General features: G+C 40.0%; 25 protein-coding genes. 16 read left to right on the top strand and 9 right to left on the bottom strand.

Annotated features, from left to right (window positions below):
* Window positions 1-32 precede the first annotated feature (32 nt).
* From BST86_RS00810 to rlmB, 4 genes are all read left to right on the top strand, one after another.
* Window positions 33-3,077, top strand: a complete 3,045-nt coding sequence (locus BST86_RS00810; protein WP_105981614.1) for a SusC/RagA family TonB-linked outer membrane protein — start codon at window positions 33-35, stop codon at window positions 3,075-3,077.
* 10 nt (window positions 3,078-3,087) lie between these two features.
* Window positions 3,088-4,596 carry a RagB/SusD family nutrient uptake outer membrane protein gene (locus BST86_RS00805; protein WP_105981613.1) on the top strand — a complete coding sequence of 503 codons (1,509 nt, stop codon included), beginning with the start codon at window positions 3,088-3,090 and terminating at the stop codon, window positions 4,594-4,596.
* Window positions 4,571-5,452, top strand: coding sequence for a DUF4843 domain-containing protein (locus tag BST86_RS00800; RefSeq protein ID WP_105981612.1), 882 nt, complete (start codon window positions 4,571-4,573; stop codon window positions 5,450-5,452). The genes BST86_RS00805 and BST86_RS00800 overlap by 26 nt, the downstream gene beginning before the upstream one ends.
* Window positions 5,453-5,540: 88 nt before the next feature.
* Window positions 5,541-6,272: a 23S rRNA (guanosine(2251)-2'-O)-methyltransferase RlmB gene (gene rlmB / locus BST86_RS00795; RefSeq protein WP_105981611.1), complete on the top strand. Its 732-nt coding sequence runs from the start codon at window positions 5,541-5,543 to the stop codon at window positions 6,270-6,272.
* 2 nt (window positions 6,273-6,274) lie between these two features.
* Here rlmB and BST86_RS00790 read toward each other — a convergent pair whose 3' ends face one another.
* Window positions 6,275-6,955: a rhomboid family intramembrane serine protease gene (locus tag BST86_RS00790; RefSeq protein WP_105981610.1), complete on the bottom strand. Its 681-nt coding sequence runs from the start codon at window positions 6,953-6,955 to the stop codon at window positions 6,275-6,277.
* An 88-nt stretch (window positions 6,956-7,043) separates the two neighbouring features.
* Between BST86_RS00790 and BST86_RS00785 the strand changes: the two genes are divergently transcribed.
* Window positions 7,044-8,339 (top strand): replication-associated recombination protein A, encoded by a 1,296-nt coding sequence (locus BST86_RS00785; RefSeq protein ID WP_105981609.1) that lies wholly within the window; start codon window positions 7,044-7,046, stop codon window positions 8,337-8,339.
* Here the strand turns inward: BST86_RS00785 and BST86_RS00780 are convergent.
* The 6 genes from BST86_RS00780 to BST86_RS00755 form a co-directional block, all read right to left on the bottom strand.
* Window positions 8,318-9,013 carry a YjjG family noncanonical pyrimidine nucleotidase gene (locus BST86_RS00780; RefSeq protein WP_105981608.1) on the bottom strand — a complete coding sequence of 232 codons (696 nt, stop codon included), beginning with the start codon at window positions 9,011-9,013 and terminating at the stop codon, window positions 8,318-8,320. The two genes, BST86_RS00785 and BST86_RS00780, sit on opposite strands and share 22 nt — an antisense overlap.
* Window positions 9,006-10,313: a DUF7033 domain-containing protein gene (locus tag BST86_RS00775; protein WP_242446425.1), complete on the bottom strand. Its 1,308-nt coding sequence runs from the start codon at window positions 10,311-10,313 to the stop codon at window positions 9,006-9,008. Before BST86_RS00775 ends, BST86_RS00780 begins: the two co-directional genes overlap by 8 nt.
* Window positions 10,310-11,008, bottom strand: a complete 699-nt coding sequence (gene radC, locus BST86_RS00770) for a RadC family protein (RefSeq protein WP_105981607.1) — start codon at window positions 11,006-11,008, stop codon at window positions 10,310-10,312. The genes BST86_RS00775 and radC overlap by 4 nt, the downstream gene beginning before the upstream one ends.
* An 11-nt stretch (window positions 11,009-11,019) precedes the next feature.
* Window positions 11,020-11,781, bottom strand: a complete 762-nt coding sequence (gene yaaA, locus BST86_RS00765; RefSeq protein ID WP_055412050.1) for a peroxide stress protein YaaA — start codon at window positions 11,779-11,781, stop codon at window positions 11,020-11,022.
* Between the two features lie 70 nt (window positions 11,782-11,851).
* Window positions 11,852-12,889 (bottom strand): RluA family pseudouridine synthase, encoded by a 1,038-nt coding sequence (locus tag BST86_RS00760; RefSeq protein WP_394340895.1) that lies wholly within the window; start codon window positions 12,887-12,889, stop codon window positions 11,852-11,854.
* Window positions 12,882-13,511 (bottom strand): PASTA domain-containing protein, encoded by a 630-nt coding sequence (locus BST86_RS00755; protein ID WP_105981605.1) that lies wholly within the window; start codon window positions 13,509-13,511, stop codon window positions 12,882-12,884. Before BST86_RS00755 ends, BST86_RS00760 begins: the two co-directional genes overlap by 8 nt.
* Window positions 13,512-13,647: 136 nt before the next feature.
* On the opposite strand from BST86_RS00755, the gene BST86_RS00750 reads away from it, so the two are divergent.
* Genes BST86_RS00750 through BST86_RS00740 form a run of 3 tightly spaced genes read left to right on the top strand, consistent with a single transcriptional unit; the run spans window position 13,648 to window position 16,834 of the window.
* Complete coding sequence (locus BST86_RS00750; protein WP_105981604.1) at window positions 13,648-14,628, top strand: D-alanine--D-alanine ligase; 981 nt, start codon at window positions 13,648-13,650, stop codon at window positions 14,626-14,628.
* Window positions 14,625-15,080 carry a pantetheine-phosphate adenylyltransferase gene (gene coaD / locus BST86_RS00745; RefSeq protein WP_105981603.1) on the top strand — a complete coding sequence of 152 codons (456 nt, stop codon included), beginning with the start codon at window positions 14,625-14,627 and terminating at the stop codon, window positions 15,078-15,080. Before BST86_RS00750 ends, coaD begins: the two co-directional genes overlap by 4 nt.
* Window positions 15,077-16,834: a M14 family metallopeptidase gene (locus BST86_RS00740; RefSeq protein ID WP_105981602.1), complete on the top strand. Its 1,758-nt coding sequence runs from the start codon at window positions 15,077-15,079 to the stop codon at window positions 16,832-16,834. Before coaD ends, BST86_RS00740 begins: the two co-directional genes overlap by 4 nt.
* On the opposite strand, the gene BST86_RS00735 is transcribed toward BST86_RS00740, so the two are convergent.
* Window positions 16,831-17,421, bottom strand: a complete 591-nt coding sequence (locus BST86_RS00735) for an NUDIX hydrolase (protein WP_055413688.1) — start codon at window positions 17,419-17,421, stop codon at window positions 16,831-16,833. The two genes, BST86_RS00740 and BST86_RS00735, sit on opposite strands and share 4 nt — an antisense overlap.
* A gap of 7 nt (window positions 17,422-17,428) precedes the next feature.
* Here BST86_RS00735 and pyrE point away from each other — a divergent pair, with 7 nt between their 5' ends.
* Window positions 17,429-18,079: an orotate phosphoribosyltransferase gene (gene pyrE, locus BST86_RS00730; protein ID WP_105981601.1), complete on the top strand. Its 651-nt coding sequence runs from the start codon at window positions 17,429-17,431 to the stop codon at window positions 18,077-18,079.
* A 2-nt stretch (window positions 18,080-18,081) separates the two neighbouring features.
* Complete coding sequence (locus tag BST86_RS00725) at window positions 18,082-18,468, top strand: orotate phosphoribosyltransferase (protein WP_105981600.1); 387 nt, start codon at window positions 18,082-18,084, stop codon at window positions 18,466-18,468.
* Here BST86_RS00725 and BST86_RS00720 read toward each other — a convergent pair.
* A complete protein-coding gene (locus tag BST86_RS00720) occupies window positions 18,465-19,178 on the bottom strand; it encodes a biotin--[acetyl-CoA-carboxylase] ligase (RefSeq protein ID WP_242446424.1) in 714 nt (237 codons plus the stop codon). The genes BST86_RS00725 and BST86_RS00720 overlap by 4 nt on opposite strands.
* Window positions 19,179-19,256: 78 nt before the next feature.
* Here BST86_RS00720 and rsfS point away from each other — a divergent pair, with 78 nt between their 5' ends.
* The 6 genes from rsfS (at window position 19,257) to BST86_RS00690 (ending at window position 24,110) form a co-directional block, all read left to right on the top strand.
* A complete protein-coding gene (gene rsfS / locus BST86_RS00715; RefSeq protein ID WP_055412043.1) occupies window positions 19,257-19,628 on the top strand; it encodes a ribosome silencing factor in 372 nt (123 codons plus the stop codon).
* Window positions 19,629-19,643: 15 nt separating this feature from the next.
* Complete coding sequence (gene ftsH / locus BST86_RS00710; protein WP_105981598.1) at window positions 19,644-21,680, top strand: ATP-dependent zinc metalloprotease FtsH; 2,037 nt, start codon at window positions 19,644-19,646, stop codon at window positions 21,678-21,680.
* Window positions 21,681-21,823: 143 nt separating this feature from the next.
* On the top strand, window positions 21,824-22,369 hold the full coding sequence (locus tag BST86_RS00705; protein WP_231717774.1) for an LUD domain-containing protein: 546 nt from the start codon (window positions 21,824-21,826) through the stop codon (window positions 22,367-22,369).
* A gap of 1 nt (window position 22,370) precedes the next feature.
* Window positions 22,371-23,192 (top strand): phosphatidate cytidylyltransferase, encoded by an 822-nt coding sequence (locus BST86_RS00700; protein ID WP_055412040.1) that lies wholly within the window; start codon window positions 22,371-22,373, stop codon window positions 23,190-23,192.
* Entirely contained in the window at window positions 23,182-23,832 is a 651-nt protein-coding gene (locus BST86_RS00695) for a phosphatidylserine decarboxylase family protein (RefSeq protein ID WP_105981597.1), read from the top strand. The genes BST86_RS00700 and BST86_RS00695 overlap by 11 nt, the downstream gene beginning before the upstream one ends.
* Complete coding sequence (locus BST86_RS00690; protein ID WP_105981596.1) at window positions 23,832-24,110, top strand: acyl-CoA-binding protein; 279 nt, start codon at window positions 23,832-23,834, stop codon at window positions 24,108-24,110. The genes BST86_RS00695 and BST86_RS00690 overlap by 1 nt, the downstream gene beginning before the upstream one ends.
* The last annotated feature ends 85 nt before the right edge of the window (window positions 24,111-24,195 follow it).

Raw genomic sequence — 24,195 nt, 5'->3', positions numbered from 1 at the left:
TTTGGCTCTGGCTAATTCAAATAAATCTAAACATGAAAACAAAATTAAATGGAATTTTGACGCTTTTACTAGCGTTAGTTGTGCAAGTAGCTTTTGCACAGCAAACGGTTACCGGTAAGGTAACTGATCCAGAGGGTCAACCTATTCTAGGTGCAACCGTATTGGTAGAAGGTAGTTCAAAAGCTACCACAACAGATTTCGATGGTAACTATGCTATATCTGCTAGCCCAGAAAATACGTTAGTTATTTCATTCTCTGGATATGAGCCGCAAAGCTTTGTGGTAGGAAACAAAACTGTTATCAATGTTTCGCTCAAAACCTCACTTGAAGCAGTTGTGGTCCAAGCTTATCGCACAACAACAACTAAAGAGAATAACATTGCAGCATCCCAATTAAATGCAGAAGAAATTGTGGATCGTCCAAATGCGTCTGTAATTCAAAGACTTCAAGGTCAAGTACCAGGTTTGACCGTTCAAACTAGTACAGGGCAACCAGGAGGAAATGCATTTATTCAATTAAGAGGTGCATCATCTTTGAACGGTAACACAGAACCTTTGATTATAGTAGATGGAGTCCCGGTTGATGAAGATGCATTTGCTACCTTTAATCCAAATGACGTCGAAACGATTGTCACTTTGGTAGACGGTGCTGCCACGGCGATTTATGGTAACCGAGGTGCTAACGGTGTTATACTTATAACAACTAAAGGGGGTAAATTTGATTCTCCACTGCAAATTTCCTACAGTGGTCAAACAGGTTTTACCCAATTTATAGATACCGATTATAATAGATATGATTCAAGAGGATTATTAAGATTAGAGAATCGATTAGGTGCCGGTCTTGGACAAACTTTAACTCAAGAAGAGATTGATAACTTTAATATCAATACCGATTGGGAAGATATATTTTTCCAAACAGGTACGAATCAAAATCACAATCTAAGTTTAAGATCTGGAGGGCAAAATGTTTCTCAATTTACATCAGTAAGTTACAACGAATCAGAATCTGCTCTTGTAGGCAGAACTCTTCAAAGAATGTCCTTTAGAACAAATGTAAACGGAAAATCCAATAATGGTAGGTTTAGATTTGGAACAACTACCTATCTAGGTTTTTCAGATTCTAGGACCGCAGGTGCAGACGGTAGCGGTTCAGTATTTTTTAACCCTATCTGGCCTGCATATAACGGACTGCCATATTTAGATCCTAATGTCAATACATCCGAACTTTTAACAGGTGCTGCGGCATTTAATTTTGCCAATGCGCCTTATGTTAATCTTAATAGTATCGACTTTGATCGTGATGAACAGGACGAAATAAAACTTATCCTAGGTGGTGACGCGGCATATGATTTGAACGATGAATTTACTCTTAGATATAGAATAGGTCTAGATTACACCCAAGTAAATGATCTTGATGCAACAAGCCCACTCTCTGCCCTTGCAAGAGTACGTGCAGGAAGTAACGACTTTGAGCCTTTTGAAGGGACTACCACTCAATCGACTGCGAGAGATATCCGTTTTAACTCAAACGTAAATTTGGGTTGGTCAAAAAAGTTTGGAGACGGAACCGAAGCAGAAAAGAAGCATAAAGTTGATGCAAATGCTTATCTAGAGTATGTAAAAGGTCATTTCGAAAGCTTCGGCTTCAATCAAGTCGGGCTAGATCCTAGGACCTACGCTCCTGGTTCTGGTATATCCTTTATCGACGATAATGGAAATAGTGATGAGGTAGGTGCTGATGCTTTTGGTACTAAACTTGAAACTGGACTGTTCTCTATCTTCGGAAACGTTGCATATGATTACGATAAAAAATATGGAGCTGAAGTAACTGTGAGACGAGACAAGTCATTTAGATTTATTGAAAACGATGGTTGGGGAACTTTTTTCTCTGCTGCATTACGATGGAATATTAGTGAAGAAGATTTTTTGAAGGATAGTGATGCAATAGACCTTCTTAAGTTGAGAGTCTCCTACGGTGAAGCAGGTAACGATAGGATATCTGGAGGATTTTATGGTGCTTTGAATAATACACGACAGCTATTTGTTACTGGAGTAGGGTACAGAGATGTACAAACGTTTGTGCCTAGTAATACTGTTCCGGTTGCTGATCTTACATGGGAAACTGTTTCAACAATAAATGTTGGTGTAGATTATGCTCTATTCAAAAATCGTCTTTACGGTAATCTAGAATTGTACAATCGAGTAACTACAGATTTATTTGCACCACAAAACATCTCATTAGTTAACCCTAGTTCTAATGTTAACACGAATGTGGGAAGCTTGAGAAATAATGGTGCGACTTTAGTAGTCAACTATGACTTGATTCGTGCAGAAGAACCTGGGGACTTCGAGTTTACAGTTTTTGCTAACGGTACCTATAACGAAGATGAAATACTTGAACTTGCCCCAGAAGATGGAAGGATTGACAATGGTGGATTAACAATTCTTCAAGAAGGGCAAAGAATCAATGAATTTTTTCTTGTACCTTATGTAGGTGTGAATCCAGCGAATGGTAATCTGCTTTTTAGAGATATTGACGATAATATTACTGAAACTATTGATAATGAAGATCGAAGATTCAATGGAAAAAGCTTAAACCCAGAGTTTTTTGGAGGATTTGGATTTAGAGCTGCATATAAAAACTTCTTTATTGAATCTCAATTTAGTTATGTTACTGGTACAGGTTTCTTGGATGGAGATTATGAGAATTTGTTAGATACAAATTTTGCGGGTAATGGTACATTGTCAGCAGATCTTGAAAGAGCTTGGACTCCTGATAATCGTGTTACAGATATACCTAGTAATAACGCCACAAATTTAAATCCAGCGGCAAATAGCGATCGCTTTTTCGTAAACTCTAATTTTTTGAGATTACGCTTTGCGCAAATAGGATATAATCTACCACAAACTCTCGTGGAGAACTCTTTCTTAAACAGTGCAAGAATTTACGTTACGGGAGAAAACTTATTAACTTTCTCAGAGTTTAGAGGTAGTGACCCTGAACAAAGACAAGTCCAAACTGCTTTTGATTTTCCTCAAGGTAGAATAGTTGGATTCGGTCTAGATCTTAACTTTTAAAATAAAAAAAATGAAAAAATTAATAATAGCATTTACGTTAGTTGCTGCTATGTACTCGTGTGAGGACGCAACTGATATAATCCAACCTGGGGAATTAGGCGAAAGCGCCGCGTTTGTAAACACCAACGACCTAGTCATAGGGAACTTTGGTATATATTCTTTGGTAAATAGTAATACATCCATAGCGTTCACTTCACGTTTTACAGATGAGGTTTCCATTGGATCTTCTCATGGAGGACAAGATATAGCGATTCACCAGGGAATACTTAATGAGAACAGTGGCTATGCAGAGGCTCTTTGGGCAAATAACTATAGAGTTATTTTTCGAGCTAACAGTTTATTGGCAGCTGCAGAAAACATTGTCCCAGAAGAAGGTGAACAAGAGGCATATGATGAGGCTATTGGTACAGCCATAGCTCTAAGAGCCTATGCATATAGTCAACTGTTAGCCTATTATGGCGAAGATCTTTTAGACGACAGTTCATTAGGAGTTATATTGATTGATTTCCCGGCAAATGCGAGCACCTCTCTACCGAGGAGCACAGTTGGGGAAACTTTTGAATTTATTTTTGATGATTTAGAAACTGCCGAAAATTTATTGATAAGTGCGAATACCGAGTTTAATGAATTTTTAGTTTCCAGAAGTTTTATTCAAGCTTTGAGAGCTAGGGTTGCTAATTACAGAGGAGATAACAGCCTTGCATCATCAAATGCGAATGCAGTATTAGCAAATTTCACGCTACCTACAGAAGGTGATGAGGAAGAGTTAAGTGAATTTTACGGTGACGTACCTGGAGCAGGAGGAGATGAAGCTATCTTCACTCTTGAGGTAACATTGAATAGTGGCCCTGCATTAGTAAGTCTATTTAACACTAATGCAAGCGACTTGGATGGTGGACCAATTTTTGAAATGAGTAGAGATGTATTTAATATCCTTCAGTCAAATTTCGAAAGTAATGGCGATGTTCGTCGTAACGTTTATGTTGATCCTTCTTCTGAAATTTCAGCAACCCCTATGGATGATGTAAACCCAAGAGATAGTGATCAGATTGTTATAGACAAATATCCTGGCAACCCAATATTAGGTGGTCTTGCTGGTGGTTTACGTAATAATAATAAGATCATACGAACGGCCGAAATGCATTTCATTTTAGCAGAAGTAGCAGCTCGAACAGCAGGCTTTACTGAAGCGGCAAGACAAATTGATTTGGTGAGAAATGCACGTTACACCACCCCAGTAGTAACACCTGCATACACTTCAGCGTCTGAGGCTTTTACTGATATCCTATTAGAACGACGACTAGAATTGTTTGTTGAAGGACATCGTTATATTGATGTTAGAAGGTTAGGTGCACTAGCAGGAATAGGGTATGATAGAAATCCGGTAGACTGTACATTATACCAGTCACCCCTATGTGACCGTCCAGCAACAGACACAGAAACTCAGTACTTGCCTATTCCATTGGCTGAATTTACTGGAAATCCTGCTATAAGTGGACAACAAAACCCAGGTTATTAATTTAAAACAAAGCATGATGAAAAATTTATATAATTATACAGCAATACTATTGGCCTGTATCATGGTTAGCTGTGAAGAAGAACCTGTCATTTTTGACAATGTTGGCGGCGCAGAGTTAGTTAGTTTCGAAGATACGTTTGTTCAAGTTCCTGTAAATGTCGGTGAGGGATCTGGTACAGCTTCGGCAACTGTAGAGGTGTCTACTATTTCCAATGTAGATAGAACGTTTAATGTGAGTGTGGTATCCGAAGAGTCTACAGCTCCGAGCTCTTTTTATTCCGTTCCAACTACTGTTACTATACCAGCTAACTCATATGAAGGAGAGTTAATTATTACTGGAAATGAGGATGCTGCTTTAACACCAGCTGGTAGTACAGTTATTGTTGAATTGGCAGATGGGTCAGGTGATGCTATTACAAATAAGAGAACTACCTTTAATGTTTTCTTAGCCTGTCCACTAGATGACCAATTTCTAGTGGGAGAATATAATCTAATTGTAACTGCATCTGCAGGTGCCTTCGGCGCTCCTATTTTCAGAGGTCCAGCGGGAGGTACGTCTACAGTCGTTACTTTAGAGGTGGATTCGCCGACAAGCAGAACCTATAGAGCCATTCCTAGAGGAACTAATTCTGCTAATGCACGTACTTTTACACTAACTGTTGGATGTGATGGCATCAACTTACTTGGTAATGTTGCTGATCCTGTAAATCCACCATTGTTGTACGGGCCAGGTCAAGTAGACGGAACATATGACCAATCAGATGATAGTGAGGCCATTATCAACTTCACAGGAAATGTTAACTCTGCATTCGGTGGTAGTGCTTCGCAAGGAGAATTCGTATTACAAAAAAGATAGTATAAAAGTTTTTTAGTTAACCCGCTTAGAAATTCTAAGCGGGTTTTTTATTGCGCAAAACTCAGCGATCAAATGCTATCTTTGCCTCATGGAATCAAAACAACAAATTCACGGTCTCAGACCTATTTTGGAAGCTATAGAAAGTGGAGAAGAAATCTCTAAGATTTACTTTCTGAAGGAAGGAAATGGAGTATTGTTCAATCAGCTGAAGTTTGCTGCTAAAAAAGCAGGGATAGCAACATCCTTTGTTCCAGAAGAAAAGCTTTATAAACTAACTAAGGAAAATCATCAAGGTGCCGTAGCGGTCCTTTCCCCTATTTCCTACCAAAATCTTGAGGAAGTTTTAGAAGCTACCGATCTAGAAACAAATCCCGTATTTCTATTACTTGACGGTATTACAGACGTTGGTAATTTTGGTGCCATTATTCGTACGGCAGAATGCACTGGTGTATCTGCAATTATTTTGTCTGAAAAAGGATCAGCTCCTGTTAATGGAGTGGTTGTAAAAACAAGCGCTGGGGCAGTTTTCAACATCCCTATGTGTAAGGTAAATCACCTTAAGGATGCGATATACCTTATGCAAGCTTATGGGATAACCATTATTGGAGCTTCTGAAAAAGCCGAAAAATCGATTTTTGATACTGAACTTAACAAACCTATTGCCATAGTAATGGGTTCTGAAGATCGAGGTATCAATCCTTCTACCCTAAAAACATTAGATGAAACTTTCAAATTACCTATGTTAGGTAAGATAGCGTCTCTAAATGTATCCGTAGCATGTGGAGCGATGTTGTATGAAGTGGTGCGTCAAAGACAATAGACCTACTCTTCTTCATCAACAGGAATCGGTGAGAAGTTTCCATCTTCATCAAATTGTTGCAGGAACCAATCTTCCTCATCAGATAATACTTTCTGATTCGCCTTTGCAAAAGGCTTTTCTTTTGGGATGCTTACCTTTAGAAATATGGCAAGTATCAAACCGGCAACCGCACCGCTTAAATGACCTTCCCAAGACATATTGGGTTTGATAGGAAGCATATACCACACAAGGCTACCATACAAAAACACGACAATCAAACTGGCGGCAATTTGGCGGTAGTTATTGAGAAATATTCCTTTGAAGAAAATGAAACTGGCTAAAAAGTAAACGATACCGCTAGCACCTATATGGTAGGAATCTCTACCAATGAGCCATGTCAATATCCCGCTCATCAAAATCCCGTAGATAAGCACTTTAGAACTCCAATTATAATAGAATAGACTCAGGAAAAATAATAGTACGGCAATAGGCGCAGTATTACTCCATAGATGAGAAAAACCTGAATGAATAAACGGACTTGTAAAAACACCAAGGATACCTTCCAGAGTTCTAGGCCGAAGACCATATTTTGTAAAATCTGTATGGAATCGCATCTCGATCCAGAATGCAAACCACATCAGGAAGACGAATAAGATAGGCTTCATCAACCACTTCATCTCAAATGTGGATACATTGTTGTTCATGGATCTGTGAAATCAATAACCTAGCCTTTGTGACAAGAGCCGTAATATTGTCATAGGAATATATACCATTATAAGAAACCTTCGTATCATGACACAAATACCTTTAGCGGAACGAATACGACCTACTAATCTCACAGAATACTTAAGTCAATCACATCTTGTGGGTGAAAAGGGTGCATTAAGAAATCATATCCTTAATGGTACCATTCCTTCCTTTATTTTATGGGGACCACCTGGTACTGGTAAAACAACACTGGCAGAAATAATAGCCCAAGAATCACAACGCCCATTCTACAAGCTTAGCGCAATCAACAGTGGTGTTAAAGACATACGAGAGGTTATTGATAAAGCTAAAAATGCTGGTGGAATATTTACCCAAAAAAATCCGATTTTATTTATAGACGAGATCCACAGATTTAGTAAATCACAACAAGATTCGCTACTAGGTGCTGTAGAACGCGGCTGGATTACATTAATAGGTGCAACTACCGAAAACCCAAGTTTTGAGGTGATTCCTGCTCTGTTGAGCCGCTGTCAGGTTTACGTACTTGATGCTTTCTCCAAAGATGAACTGGTTCAACTACTTCATCGAGCGTTGACCACAGACAAATACCTAAAGGAAAAACAAATAGAGCTCCAAGAGACCGATGCACTTTTGAGAATTAGTGGTGGTGATGCCCGCAAACTCCTGAATATTTTTGAGCTGGTCATCAACTCCCAAAACGAGCCTAAGATCACCATTACCAACGAAATGGTATTGGATCAAGTGAGTTCCAATCCTGCCAGATATGACAAAACCGGCGAGCAACATTATGATATCATAAGTGCATTCATAAAAAGCATAAGAGGTAGCGATCCTAACGCATCTGTCTACTGGCTCGCTAGAATGATAGAAGGTGGAGAAGATCTCAAATTTATTGCACGACGCATGTTGATTCTAGCCAGTGAGGATATTGGAAATGCCAATCCTACAGCACTCATCATGGCTAACAATACCTTTCAAGCGGTGAGTACTATAGGCTATCCAGAATCGAGAATCATATTAAGTCAATGCGCTATTTATCTTGCGACTAGCATCAAAAGCAACGCCTCCTATCTCGCCATTGGGAACGCACAAAAGATAGTGAAGCAAACTGGTGATTTATCGGTTCCATTAGGTTTGCGTAATTCACCAACTAAATTGATGAAAGAATTGGGCTACGGCGATGACTACAAATACGCTCACGATTTCAATGGCAACTTTGCTTTCAATGAATTTTTGCCTAAAGAAATAAGCGGCACTACCCTATTTGAACCAGGAAACAATCCAAGAGAGAAATCACAACGAGAATTTCTAGAAAAACGCTGGGGCAAACATTACAATTACGGCAGCAACAAGGAGTGAATCTGCTTAAGATCACTTACTACAATTTCATCTTGGGTATGATGAGCGGTATCTGTGAACCAGATAGTACGCAAACCGATCTTGCGAGCGCCTAAAATATCTGCCTCATGACTATCTCCTATCATCACACTATTGCCCGTAGTTGCGCCTGTATCTTTCAAAGCGCGCTCAAAAATAGCTGGATCTGGTTTTTTCACACCAGCCGTTTCCGCTGTGAGGACATATTTAAAATAAGGCGATAGCCCAGAGTTCTGCAGTTTTCTTGCTTGAACCTCATCAAAACCATTGGTGATGATGTGCAACTCAAATTGATCCTTAAGGGTGTCTAACAATGGCGTACAATTGGGAAACAAATGATTATGATTAGGCAAGTACTCCAGATACAAATCTGCCATTTTGTTGATGTGATCGTCTGCCACACTAAAATTACAGGCATCAAAAGTATCCTTGAGTCTGCGGTACCTCAACTCTTCTTTGGACATCTCGCTTTCGCGAAAGCGTTTCCAATATTGCAAATTCAAAGGCTGGTACACCTCGATAAACTTTTCGAGATCCAGGCCTATCTGTTCTTCTTCAAAGATCTGTGCATAGGCCATTTTGCTGTTTCGGTCAAAATCCCACAAAGTGTGATCCAGATCAAAAAAAACGTGCTTGATTCCCTTAAAGTTACTCATCTATTATAGATTCTAATATTTCTAACGCGTGACTCTTGATGTCACGGTCAAAATGTTCATAATGAAACTGTACGATAAAGTTTCCATGCACGTTGTCGACCACTTCCTGTATTTCTTTCAATATGGATTGCTGGCCACTGCGCGTTTGCAATGCCATCGTGTTATAATGCAAACAATACGGATGGATAAGCAAAGGTGTTTGCACCTCATAATCCAGATCATAGAAATAAAAAGGCAGGCTTGTGGAAGCTCTAAAACCAGGTTCTGCCACATAACCCATGCTATAATCCTCCATGGTTTTTGTATCTACCAGCAGCTTGTAGTGTCCTGGCATACTTATTTTGGAATTTGCCGCCATGGTGTGCTGTAACGGTCTTTTTACTAGTTCCTCAAAGCGTTTTTCCTCCTGGTAAACGTCATCACTAGATGTGTTTGAGGAGAAGCGCAAACCAACTTTTACATAGTCAGCAATATGTTTGATCGCCTCAACATAGCTTTTGCTTTTGTAGGTAACACCTGTGTTGAAATCATTGTAATTCCCCAAATGGAAGAAGAAAACCATATCTGCACGATTTTTTTTAGCTCGAGACCTATCAAACCTTATTTTCTTGATAGGTACCAAGATTTCATCACTGTTGTCATATGGATCTTCGCGTAAATTGAGTAAGGTTTTGATCTGCTTCCAGGCACGGTTGAGTCTCAAATTGCGCACGTGACGTGAGAAAAGAGTCGCATTGACAATAAGTCCACGTTTTCTGTATTTATTGAAGGTAGCTACTTCTATGGCGACAGTTCTTTTCGGAGTTCGCTTTCGCGAAAGCGAATTAAAATCCTGCTTCAAGACTACTTGAGAGAATTTTTTAATCCATAGATCTATGAGCGGCTCTCGCAAAAAATCATGCTTGTAGGCGATACTCTCGTACGGACTGTATCTTCCCAAATCATCCTTTACCTGCGGGAAGTATTCCTCATACCTTGTGATAAGGTAAAACGATGCCGCAAAGATATCGAAAGGAACATCGCTCCTTTCTGGTGCCTGGAAAAATGCCGGTAAATCATCCCATTGAATGATGTCAATGTCATGATCGTCAATACCATGCTCGCTTAATAAACCGTTAGACCAGATAAAAGTTTCCTCTCCTAATGGTTTGTCCCCATAAGAAAATTTAGTTCCCTCATGACCCACGAACACGTTGAGCTCTCCAGTAATCTCATACTCCACTTCCAACATCCTGCGGAAGATGTGCTTGAAAATATATTGCTTTCTAGAAGTTAGGTCAGGACAGTAAATGAGTATCATAGGAGCTGGTTGTCTGCAAAGCTATAGTAGTTTTCTTGCGTAACGATCAAATGATCCAATACTTTTATGTCGAGTGTATCACCAGCTGTTTTGATCTTGCGCGTGATATCTTGATCTGGTTTACTGGGCTTGAGTGTGCCGCTGGGATGATTGTGTGCGATTATAATGGCCACGGCACCAGCAGCTATGGCTTGCTTAAACAACAACCGATGATCTACATGGGTTGCTGTGATGCCACCTTTGCTTACCTGATGTTTCTCCAAAACTTTATTACTGTTGTCAAGTAACAATACCCAGAACTCTTCATGAGGCAACTCGCCTATAATGGGCTGCAATACCTTGAACGCGTCTTGCGAGCAGGTAATCTTGACTACTTGAGTAGGCATCTCCATAGCCCTACGTCTTCCTAGTTCCATGGCTGCAGCGATGGTAATGGCCTTAGCCTCTCCTATGCCTTTATGAACCATGAGCTCTTTGAGCGTCTTCTTCCCTAACTGTTGCAAGGACTGTCCTGCATCGCTCAAGATGTTTCGGCTCAACTCCACAGCACTCATAGAAACGGTCCCGCTACCCAAAAGAATCGCAAGAAGCTCTGCATCTGTCAAGCTCCTGCTGCCTTGTTGTAGCAATTTTTCTCTAGGGCGATCACTTTCTGACCAGTCCTTTATGGATATGTAAGATCGCGGTGTCGCCATATCTTAATGACCTATCTTGTGAAGACTGGTTCGTTCTCCTTAACGGTATCCTTCTCGCTGTATTTATAATCGTCGCCACTAAATTTCAGAATGTCTTCCAGGCTATTGGCCTTTTGCTCCACTAGAAATCTTGCCATCGTGCCTCTGGCTTTTTTGGCATAAAAAGCGATCACTTTAAGTTTACCATTTTTATAATCTTTGAAAATGGGACTTATAAGCTTGCCTTTCTGATTCTTCTTATCAACTGCTTTGAAATATTCATTGCTGGCTAGGTTTACCAGCAATTCATCATCTTCCATCTCATCGTTAAGGCGTGGTGTGATTTTGTCTTTCCAAAATTCGTAAAGATCTTTATTTCGTTCTATGGGAAGCTTGGTTCCCATTTCCAAACGATAAGGTTGCAGCAGGTCCAAAGGTCTCAACACTCCATACATACCAGATAGAATTCTGATACGATCTTGCGCAGCGTCTAAGAGTTGGGTATCTAGTGAATAGGCATCAAATCCAGAGTACACGTCACCTGCAAAGGCATAAATAGCAGGCCTCGCAACAGATTTATCATGTTCTTCCTTAAAATCCTTGTATCGCTGGTAATTGAGATCTGCTAGATTTTCAGAAATACCCATAAGATCTTGAATGTCCTTTTTGGACTGACGCTCCAGCTTGGCGTTGATCTGTACCGCTTCTTCTACAAAAACAGGTTGGGTTCCTCTTGTTGTAGGAAGCTTTGTTTCATAATCCAAAGTTTTTGCTGGCGAAAGTAGAATCTTCATAGAAATGTTTTAAATCTCTAAAATAAGGATTGAAGGCCAAAAAATAACTACACTATTCTGCTAGTTTGAATTACTCTAGGTGCGCATGACTGGCATAACTGCGCCATTTTTCAATGCAGGCTGCCATATCTTCTGGAATCTCGCTTGAGAAACTCATCCATTCCTTAGTAACTGGATGTTCAAAGCCTAATGTTTTAGCGTGTAGCGCCTGTCTGGGCAGCACTTTAAAACAGTTATCTACAAACTGTTTGTACTTAGTAAAGTTGGTCCCTTTTAAAATGCGATCACCGCCATAACGCTCATCATTAAACAAGGTATGACCTATATGTTTAAGGTGCACCCTAATCTGGTGCGTACGACCCGTTTCCAGTTTACATTTAATGACAGACACATACCCCAAATCCTCAAGGACCTCATAATGCGTTACCGCAGGTTTTCCTTTATCGCTATCATCGCCTTCCCAGACGGTATTCTGTAATCTGTTTTTAGGATGCCTGCCTATATTGCCTTCTACGGTTCCCTTAGGTTCTACAAAATTTCCCCAAGCGATGGCTACATATTCACGCTCACTGGTTTTGGCAGCAAACTGGGCTGATAAATAAGACATGGCGTGTTCAGTCTTTGCAACCACTAACAAACCACTGGTATCCTTATCAATCCTGTGGACTAGACCTGGACGTTCACTTGAATTATTGGGTAGATTTTCAAAATGATAAATAAGTGCATTGATCAAAGTACCTGAATAATTACCGTGACCTGGATGAACCACCATTCCAGCTGGTTTGTTGACTACTACAAGTGTGTCATCTTCATAAACAATATCTAACGGTATATTTTCTGCCACCAGCAGGTTCTCGTGCGGTGGATGATTCAATAGTACCTTGATATCGTCCTCTGGTTTTACCTTGTAATTAGATTTTACGATATCGCCGTTGACTCTAACAGATCCGTCCTTGATCGCACTCTGGATTTTATTGCGTGTGGAATTCTCGATAAAATTCATCAAGAATTTATCAATCCTTAAGGGTACCTGACCAGCACTCGCAACAAAATGGTAATGTTCATGGAGATTATCCTCATCCATGTCCTCATCATAGCTATTAAGCATCATCTTCAACAGCTTCTACATCGATATTCTCATCTTCGATATCCTGAGATTCTTCTTCATATTCCTGACCTTCTCTAGTCCCATCTCCTAAAACCAGATCAATGACTGATGCCTTGCGCAGCTGCGTTCCAGATTCTAGATTCTCACCTTTATGCTTGATTTCAAGCACCATATCCTTGGCGATGTTCTGTTTGTAGGTAATGTCACCTATTTTAAATCCTAGGGCTTCGAGTGTAGGTATGGCTTGACGTTTAGTTTTGAAAACTACGTTAGGCACCAACACCTTTCCATAATCAGAAGGATTGAGCTTGATGTATATCTGTCTATTCTCTTTTACAAATAAACCGGCCTTGGGATTTTGTTCGATCACAGATCTAGGTGGAAAATCAGGATTGAAGCTGGCGCTGTCAATGATATGACGGCGCAGATCCAGTTCTTCCAATATTTCATCAGCCTCTGATAAACTCTTGCGGGAAAGATCTGGAACCGTGATTTGTTGACCGTGATTGGTATGCCAGTCCAGCCAGTAGAGATAACCAAAACACAAAACCACCACCAATAGGACGGCAAGCAACATTTGAACCCAAAAAGTCTTGGTAAACATGAACTGCAAAAAATTCATAAATCAGGCGTTTCATCTTGAAGCACAAGGCTTCAAATTAGGGATTAAAATAAGTCTCAAAGATAAGAATGTATGATCTAACTAAGAACGACACCTTTCGTAACTTTGTTGTACCTCTCCAATTCAAGAGTACTTTATGAGAAACATCGCAGTCATCATGGGCGGCTATTCCAGTGAGAAAGAAATTTCCATCAAGAGTGGTCACGTCATTATGGAAAATCTAGATCCTAAATTATTCAAGGGGTTTCCCATCATTATTGAAAAAGATAGATGGTTTCTCAAGACCGAAAACAACACCTATGACATTGATAAAAATGACTTTACGGTAACTGTAGATAGCGAACGTATCAATTTTGATGCGGTTTACAATACGATACATGGTACGCCAGGCGAGGACGGTATTTTCCAGGCTTATCTCGAGCTTCTTGACATGCCGCAAACTTCTTGCGACTCCTATCAATCTGCCATTACTTTTAATAAAAGGGATTGTATTGCGGTGTTGAAGCCCTGGAGCATCCATACCGGCAGGCATTTGTATCTTAATGAAGGTGAAGACGTTAATTTTGAACATATTGTAGAAGTGGTAGGTCTGCCCTGTTTTGTAAAGGCAAATCGCAGTGGTAGCAGTTTTGGCGTTTCAAAAGTCTATGAGGTTTCCGCTTTCGCGAAAGCGTTACAAACCGCATTTGCAGTGGACGATGAAATCATTATTGAATCATTCCTGGATGGAATGGAAGTATCTGTAGGCATATATCAAATAGGTGATACCGTTCATTCTTTACCTCCAACTGAAATTGTGAGCGAAAATGACTTTTTTGACTATGAGGCAAAGTATATGGGTAAAGCCCAGGAAATCACGCCAGCAAGACTCACAGAGTCTGCCACACTGGCGGTTCAAGAATTAAGCAAACGCATTTATAGCATTTTGAAATTAAAGGGAATTGCAAGGGCAGACTTTATATTCCATGAAGGAACACCGCATTTTATAGAAATCAATACCAATCCTGGAATGAGTCGCGAGAGCATCATCCCACAACAAATCAGGGCTGCAGGCAAAGAATTGGGTACTGTACTGACTGCGATTATTGAAGACACCATAAAAAACCACAAGAAATGAGAAGAGCCGTTTTCCCGGGAAGTTTTGATCCCATAACCTTAGGGCATAGCGATATCATCAATCGTGGGTTGAATCTTTTTGACGAGATTATCATCGCTATAGGTATCAATGCAGACAAGAAATACATGTTTGAATTGGATCAACGTGTTGCGTTTATAAAAGAACTGTATAAAAATGAGCCTAAGATCAAGGTCATGACCTACTCAGGACTAACCGTGGACTTTTGTAAGAAACATGAAGCCAACTTCATTCTAAGAGGCCTCCGCAATCCTGCCGATTTTGAATTTGAAAAAGCTATAGGCCATACCAATAGATTATTAAGCGAGATAGAAACCGTGTTTCTGCTCACCAGTGTGCGTACCAGTTACATATCATCTTCCATCGTACGTGATGTGATGCGTAACAATGGTGATTACAAACTACTTGTCCCTAATACCGTAGAGAAAAAATGAGAAAGACCTATTTACTTGCCATCGCTTTTGCAGTTTTGAGTTGTAAGGACACGTCGAATGACTCCAATTCAGCAACTACAACCACAGATAAAGAATATCTTACTCCTTTTGAAAAAGGTAATGGCAACCAAACCGCTACCTATCAAGAATGTATTGATTTTTACCAGCAGCTGGCCGCAGGTTTTAGTACCATCACGATAGAAGAAGTAGGCAATACAGATGCCGGTAAACCACTTCACGTCGTACACTACTCCAATAAAAGCATAGATTGGGATTCTCCTAATGAGGATCGTATCAAGATCATGATCAATAATGGTATCCATCCAGGAGAAAGCGATGGTATTGATGCCACCATGATGTTGATGCGAGACCTTGCCACAGGCACCTTAAAAGTAGACGACAACGTCATCTTTAGCTCTGTTGCGATTTACAACATAGGTGGTTCCCTTAACCGAAACTCTACCACAAGAACCAACCAAAACGGCCCAGAATCCTATGGTTTTAGAGGTAACGCGAGGAACTACGACCTCAATCGTGATTTTATAAAGGCAGACAGTCGCAATGCCAGAGCCTTTGCCACTGCATTCCATAAAATCAAACCAGATCTTTTTATAGATAACCATGTTAGCAATGGTGCAGACTATCAATATACTTTGACTCATCTTTTTACACAGCACAATCGATTGGGCGGCGCTGCAGGCGATTATTTGCATGACAGTCTACAACCAGCACTGGAAAAAGCGCTTGAAAAAAGATCGCTACCCATTACACCTTATGTAAACGTTTTCAATCAATCGCCAGAAGATGGCTTTAGCCAGTTTGTGGATTATCCCAGATATTCTACGGGATACACTTCACTGTGGAACGTGCTGGGAATGATGGTAGAAACACACATGTTGAAACCCTATAAAGATAGGGTGATGGGAACCAAGGCGATCATGGAAGAAATGATTGCCATAGGCAGTAGAGACATCAAAAAAATCAAAGAAGTTAGAAAATCAAACTTCAAGAATTTTCAAGAGAATCCGTTTTATGCTTCCAGTTTTGAATTGGATCAAACTAAAGCCGATACGCTTAACTTTTTGGGCTATGAAGCGATCAACGAGGAAAGTGATTTGACGGGAAACAAATTACAGACTTATGATAGGAAACAGCCATTTAGCAAGAAAACGGCTTTTCAAAACTATTTCAAGGCGACAGACTCCATTCGCGTTCCTGAATATTATGTGATCCCACAAGGTCAATGGGAAGTGTTGGATCTATTGAGGCTCAACAATGTGATCATGAAACCTCTGGAAAAGGACAGCACCTTTACAGTAGGAACCTACAAAATAGAAAGTTATGACACGGCCAGCAACGCCTATGAAGGTCACTACCCGCATAGCAATATTGTTGTTAGTGAGAAGGTTGGTAAAGTTCGCTTTCGCGAAAGCGATATCATCATACCTACCGCACAACCTGGAATCAAGTACATTCTTGAAACGCTCGAGCCCGCGATGTCTGACTCCTTTTTTAAGTGGAATTTCTTCGACACGATACTACAGCAAAAAGAAGGTTATTCTACCTATGTTTTTGAAGCTACGGCCAAAAAGATGCTGGATGAAAATAAAGAACTTAAAAGAGAATTTGACTCACTCAAGCGTACCGATGCTGGATTTGCCGCCAGCAATGGTGCACAGTTGTCATGGCTTCATAAAAGGTCTCCCAATTATGAACCGGCGCACCTTACGTATCCTATCTATCGATTGAATTAATCGTTGAGAAATACGTCTTTGATATTGGCATAACTTTGTTCCAGTGATTCACGAGCTTGTTCATCATTGAGCCACACGGCTTGATCAATACCTTCTTTGTCTTGAGGCACCAGTTGACCAGTATAATCGGTGGTCATGGCATACCAGTGAGTCAACTTAAGCCGGTATTTGTTATTGCGTGAAAACACATGGTAGGTAGGACCTATATAATTATTGATGGAGAGATTTTCTACACCAGTTTCTTCCTCTACTTCTCGAAGAGCCGTGGCTTCCATACTCTCGTTTTTTTCGGTCTTTCCTTTGGGCAGGTCCCATTTTCCGTTACGATGGATGAATAGATACTCGCCTTTTTGGTTTTTTACCAGACCACCTGCGGCCAGTACGAGCGGTATTTTTTTGTGCAAACGTTTGAGCAGCTTGTCTTCATTTTTAGAGTAAAGTAAAGGTCGCTCCACTTTATTTTTCTTGATGGCCTTGATCAACTTTTTGAAATTGACCGTTTTGAGATTGAAAGCATCATGATCAGGAAAAAGATCCCTGTCAGAGGTCACGATAACCGCGATGTCTTTGACAAAAACTTTATACATTTGCGGCATGGTCAGAGATAAAAACGTTGGGATAAAAACTGCTGAATTGCTGTTGCAAATAAAGGCAATAAAATTACAACCACAAAAACCTTTCACATGGGCCAGTGGTTGGAAATCTCCTATCTACTGTGACAATCGCATTACGCTCTCCTATCCTAGCGTTCGCAATTATCTTAGAGAACATCTTGCTTCCCAAATTGAACACCTTTACGGCAAACCAGATGTGATCGCTGGTGTCGCTACGGGCGCCATAGGTATAGGTATGCTGGTAGCAGATTATATGAACCTACCCTTTATCTATGTACGGCCAGAAGCAAAAAAACACGGTCGTCAAAATCAGGTAGAAGGGCAACTTAATAAAGGTCAAAAGGTAGTGATCGTCGAGGATCTGATCAGTACCGGAATGAGCAGCCTTAATGCTGCCACCGCTTTAAAAGATGCTGGTGCAGAAATTAAAGGCATGGTCGCTCTTTTCTCTTATGGATTTGACTTTGCTGTTCAAAACTTTGAAGATGCCCATATGGAACTCACGGTTTTGAGCGACTACAACCACTTGATAGAAGTAGCTACCAAACAAGGTCACTTTGACAGTAAGACTCTTGAATTGCTTACCAGCTGGAGAAAAGATCCCAGCAACTGGAACAACAGTAACTCCTAATTATGAATCTAGAAAGCCGTGTTGCCAAAACACAAAAATCACCAGAAGAACTTTATAATTTTCTGACCCAAGTAGAGAATTTCAAACACCTCTTACCTGATGATGCAAAATTTGAACTGTTAGGAGAAGATAAATTCCTATTTGGCCTTAAAGGCATGCCAGAAATTAAATTGACGCTTAAGGAATCTACTCCATATTCTAAGGTTGTACTGGGTTCACTAGGTGATAAATTGTCGTTTACTTTAACGGCAGACATTGAAGAAGACCCTCAAGGTGCCGCAGCACAACTGTTTTTTCAAGGAGATTTTAATGCCATGATGGCAATGATGATCAAAGGACCTATCAATAAGTTCTTGGAGCAACTTGCTAACGGTATCGAGAAACTCTAGTAGATCCAGGAGATTTCCTTTAGCCCGTAGATTGTTTCAATTCCTTTGACGGATAGTCTTAATTTACCATCTGAGGTTACACCTTGAACTAGTGCTTCGAATACCTCATTTTGACATTGAAATGTCATCTTGCGACCCAACTTGAAAAGTAGCGATTCATATCTATCGGTAGATTCCTGTGGTGATTGAATGCTCTTTTCCAGAAAAGTCATAAAGTCTATAAGCAAATCTTCCAGATCCCAAGATTTACCGGTGATCTGTCTTAGGGAAATTGCCTTAGGCAGCTCCTGAAAATCTGTTTGATTGATGTTTAAACCTATACCAATGATGGTCGCCTGGCGCTTTCCGTTTTGTATGATGTTTTCAATTAGAATACCTCCTAGCTTATGATTTACTGACAGGATGTCGTTGGGCCATTTTATAACTGCCTGTATTTGTAATTTTTGACGCAACCACTCTACTACTGTAACGGCAACCCATTTATTGATTTCAAAATCTGTTAAACCATTAAGCAAATCAGATATCAATATGCTGAATGTCAAGTTCTTATAAGGTTCTGAAAGCCACTTTGCTCCCATTTGACCTTTACCGGCCATCTGGTGGTCTGTATATAGTGTAGTGAGTTGTGGCAGTTCGCTTTCGCGAAAGCGAACTTTCAAATCCTCATTAGTGGACTCAGTGGCATGTATTTTGACTAATTGAAAGGACACAAATAGGATAAGTTTGAAGGACCTTATTTTCAAGGACATTCAAAAAAAGAATAAATTTGTGGATACAAAAAATTTTTAATGATTAAAGAAAATGTTTCTACCGATGCTCTTATCTCGCAAATCGTTGCTGGGATTGAAGATGTAAAGGGAAATGATATAACGATACTAGACTTGAGAGAAATTGAAAATACGGTGACCAGCTATTTCATTATCTGCAATGGTACCTCAAATACTCAAGTAAACGCCATAGTAAATTCAGTACAACGAAAGGTAAGCAAGCAACTTCAGGAAAATGCCTGGCATGTTGAAGGTGCATCTCAAGGTGAATGGGTGCTTATGGATTATGTGGATGTAGTGGTTCATGTTTTTCAAAAACAGATACGTGAATACTATGATCTGGAAGGATTGTGGGGCGATGCCGTTACCACAAATATTGAGAGTACTTACTAATTTCAAAAAAACTTAATGTCTCAGGATAATAATAGTAACCCAAAAAATAAGGCGCCTAAAAAAATGGGCTCGCCACTTAATCAAAAACCTAAGTTTAGTATATGGTGGGTCGTAGTACCTATCATTTTGCTTTTTCTAGGTTATAATTTTGTTTCTAGCCAGTTGACGGCGCCGCAAGTAACTACTCCTAATGATTTCTTTGAATATCTGGAGAATGGTGAAGTGAGCAAGGTGGTAGTTGTCAAAAACAGAAGTATTGCTAGAGTCTTTCTAACCCAAGAAGCCCTTAAACTTCAAAAACACAGCAAAGCCATTAAAGATGGTGTTTTAGCTGGTGGTGATATTCCACAATACAGTGTAGAATATGGAGATCTTGAAATTTTTGAGCGCAAGATTGATGAAATCATTACAGAAAAAGATCTATCAACCACTTTAAAATTTGATGCGGAAGATGATGGTCTATGGAGCTTGTTGATCAACGTGCTGCCTTTCATCATCATTATAGGTATCTGGATATTCTTAATGCGACGCATGTCGGGAGGTGCTGGTGGTGGCGCTGGAGGACAGATATTCAATATAGGAAAATCCAAGGCTAAGCTTTTTGACCAGAAAACTGATGTCAAAACAACATTTAAGGACGTTGCCGGTCTAGAAGGTGCCAAAGAAGAAGTTCAAGAAATTGTTGACTTCCTTAAAAATCCAGAAAAATACACCAGTCTAGGTGGGAAGATTCCTAAAGGTGCGCTTCTTATAGGTTCCCCAGGAACAGGTAAAACATTGCTGGCCAAAGCCGTTGCCGGTGAGGCAAAAGTTCCATTCTTCTCATTGAGTGGTTCTGACTTTGTCGAGATGTTCGTAGGTGTTGGTGCCAGTCGTGTACGTGACCTGTTCAAGCAGGCAAAAGAGAAGAGTCCTGCCATAATTTTTATCGATGAGATCGACGCAATAGGTCGTGCTCGTGGAAAATCCAATTTCTCTGGGTCAAACGACGAGAGAGAAAATACATTGAACCAGCTATTGACTGAGATGGATGGTTTTGGAACCAATACCAATGTAATTGTTCTTGCAGCAACAAACCGTGGTGATATTCTAGACAAAGCGTTAATGCGCGCTGGACGTTTTGACCGTCAGATCTATGTAGATCTTCCAGACGTACGTGAACGTGAAGAAATTTTTGAAGTACACTTGAGACCTATCAAAAAGGTTGCTAACGAACTTGATATCGAATTTTTAGCAAGACAAACGCCTGGATTTAGTGGTGCAGACATTGCAAACGTTTGTAATGAAGCGGCACTTATCGCAGCACGTAAAGGAAAGAAAGCAGTTGACAAACAAGACTTCCTAGATGCGGTAGACCGTATTGTAGGTGGACTTGAGAAAAAGAATAAACTGATCACACCTAGTGAGAAGAAAACGATCGCCTATCATGAGGCTGGACATGCTACGGTGAGCTGGATGACAGAGCATGCAGCACCGTTAGTTAAAGTGACTATCGTGCCTAGAGGTCAATCATTGGGAGCTGCTTGGTATCTACCTGAAGAACGTCAGATCGTGAGACCAGAGCAAATGCTAGATGAAATGTGTGCTACGATGGGTGGTCGCGCAGCTGAAAAAGTCATTTTTGACAATATTTCAACTGGTGCGTTGAGTGACCTTGAAAAGGTTACTAAACAAGCTCGTGCCATGGTAACTATTTATGGTTTAAATGAAAAAGTAGGTAATATTACCTACTACGATTCCAGCGGTCAACAAGAATACAATATGACCAAACCTTATAGTGAGGCTACTGCGGTCACTATTGACGAGGAAATATCAAAGATCATTGAAGCGCAATATCAACGAGCGATCAAATTATTGACAGATAATAAGGATAAATTGACAGAGCTCGCAGAATTACTTCTTGAGAAAGAAGTGATTTTCAAAGATGATCTTGAAAAGATTTTCGGTAAACGTGCTTTTGTAAAAGAAGAACCCATAGCCTTAAAGTCCTCAAGTCGTTCTATCGCTGCACCAGAAACTACTGAAGTAACTGACGTAAGCGAGGAAGAATAGTTTGTCTTCCATAAATAAGTAGCTATATTTACATTAATCTGCTATTATAGGTAAGATCAACAATGGGCATATTCAAAAAAATCTTCAGGAAGGTTTCCGTTACCAGTGAATCTGGGCGGTCAACCGCTGAACGATCGAAATATATGCCAGAGGAAAAACTACCTCTAGATGAGCAGTTTATACATAATTTCTCTAGACAAGGCGGTCGTTTTTTATATGCCGTTGATGAGAATGAAGTACAGCAACATTTTGAGGATATTCTTGTAGAACACGACTTTTTTGAAACGCCTGTTTTTTGCTATGACGAGCAATTGAAGGAACGTTTCAACGGTTTTAATCTGGATTTTAATCAGCATTTGCGAGAAAGTAGTTTTTTTCTAAGCACTTGTGAATACATCATTGCAGATAACGGTGCGATATTATTTTCCTCAAACCAGATCAAAGAGAACAAACCCAAACAACTACCGGATACTTTTGTGGTCTTAGCAAGTACAAGTCAAATTGTAGAATCCATAGGTGAAGGATTGAGAGGCATCAAACACCACAATAGCAGAGGTTCTATTCCAACAAATATTACCACTCTAAAAAACTTCCAAGATCAAAGCCTGACCAAAGAGAAAGAAAAAGATCTCATGAATTATGGAGTACCTAACAAACGTCTTTATCTCATCCTATTAGAAGACTTGTAGCATGAGAGAATTGTTAGTTAGATCCATGTCGGGAATCATTTATGTCTCGTTGGTGGTCATTAGTGCGCTTTATGCACCAGAATGGGTTTTCACGTTACTGTTTTGCATTTTTGCCTTTATATGTTTGGTAGAATTGATGCCCATGATACGATTGAGGCAATGGGTCATTTATCCTATGCTACCACTAGCCTATTACTTTATTGTATGGAAAGGTGTCCCCATCAATTTTATTTACCTATTGCTTATCGCTACCCTATTAGTAAACATCTACTTAATAAGAGATTTAGTATTAGTAGATCGTATCGCACTTTTCAATACCAAGAAGCACATTATAGCTCTTTTGTATCTCATAGGATCTAGTTTGTTTCTAGCCTTGCTTCCCAATATTGTTGAAACCTATCGACCAGAATTACTCATTGGAATTTTTGCGATTATCTGGACAAATGACAGCTTTGCCTATATCTCAGGTAGACTGTTGGGAAAGCACAAATTGATGAAACGTATATCACCTAAAAAAACGATTGAAGGCTTTATAGGTGGATTAGTCATGGCCATTGTTGCGGGAATTGCACTTCACTACTATCTAGTTTCTACGGGTATCGACGACTATTCTGTTTATGATTGGGCCATTATTGCTTTTGTGGTTGCGTTTTTTGGCACCATAGGCGATTTGATACAATCAAAAATCAAAAGACAAGCTGCAGTCAAGGATAGCGGTAGTATCATGCCAGGGCATGGTGGCATATTTGATCGTATGGACAGCATTATCTTTGCAGCACCTTTTGCATATCTCACTTTTTTAATCATCAATCATGTTTCATAAAGAAGGTACACCATCTATAATCATAGCCATCATTGTATCTGCAATATTAGTGGGCGTCGCATTTAGCGTTCCCATGCCTATATGGTTGCATTTTTTACTGGTTGGGCTTGCCATTTTTGTCATTATCATCATTCTTCAATTTTTTAGGAACCCAAAGAGAAACACCATACTAGATGATGCCACCATCGTTTCACCAGTAGATGGTAAGGTGGTCGTGATTGAAAAGGTTACAGAAAACGAATATTTCAAGGATGAACGTATCATGATTTCTGTATTCATGTCGCCTATTAATGTACATGTGACCAGATATCCTATAGGTGGTAAAGTGGCGTTCTCAAAATACCATCCTGGAAAGTATTTAGTGGCTTGGCACCCTAAGGCTAGTGAAGAAAATGAGCGTACAACAGTAGTAGTAGAACATAAAAACACCGTACAGATCATGTACCGACAAATTGCTGGTGCTTTGGCTAAGCGTATCGTGAACTATGCTGTAGAAAATGAGGAAGTTGTCCAAGGATCTGACAGCGGATTCATTAAATTTGGTTCCAGAGTAGATGTTTACTTGCCACTTGATGCCAATATCAAGGTAGAATTGAACCAAAAAGTACGTGGTGGCGAGTCGATCCTTGCAAATTTTTAATGACCGAAGAAGAACTAGATAGAGAATTTGAAGCCGCTTTCGCGAAAGCGAGCTCTCAAGAGCAGTCTGAGGTACCTCTTGAACTGCAGTTACATCTTTATGCCTATTACAAAAGAGTCATTGACGAGCCCTATGTGAGCAATCGTAGTTTTGAGACCAACGACTTGAGGTCTGGATTTAAAATGAATGCTCTCATTCAAGTCCAGCAACTCTCCAAAAATGAAGCGAAGGAACGTTACATTGAAATCATCAAAAAGCTTTACCCTAAGCCCTGGTAAGTAGCAGCGCTACCTACTTTTTTCTCATGATGTAGATCGCGAGTGCGATCAAACAAATCATCATCGCCCCAAAAAATATAATGAT

The organism is Nonlabens agnitus (assembly GCF_002994045.1).
Taxonomy (GTDB): domain Bacteria; phylum Bacteroidota; class Bacteroidia; order Flavobacteriales; family Flavobacteriaceae; genus Nonlabens; species Nonlabens agnitus.
Note: the sequence above shows the minus strand (reverse complement) of the source record. Positions and strands in the feature narration are given on the sequence as shown.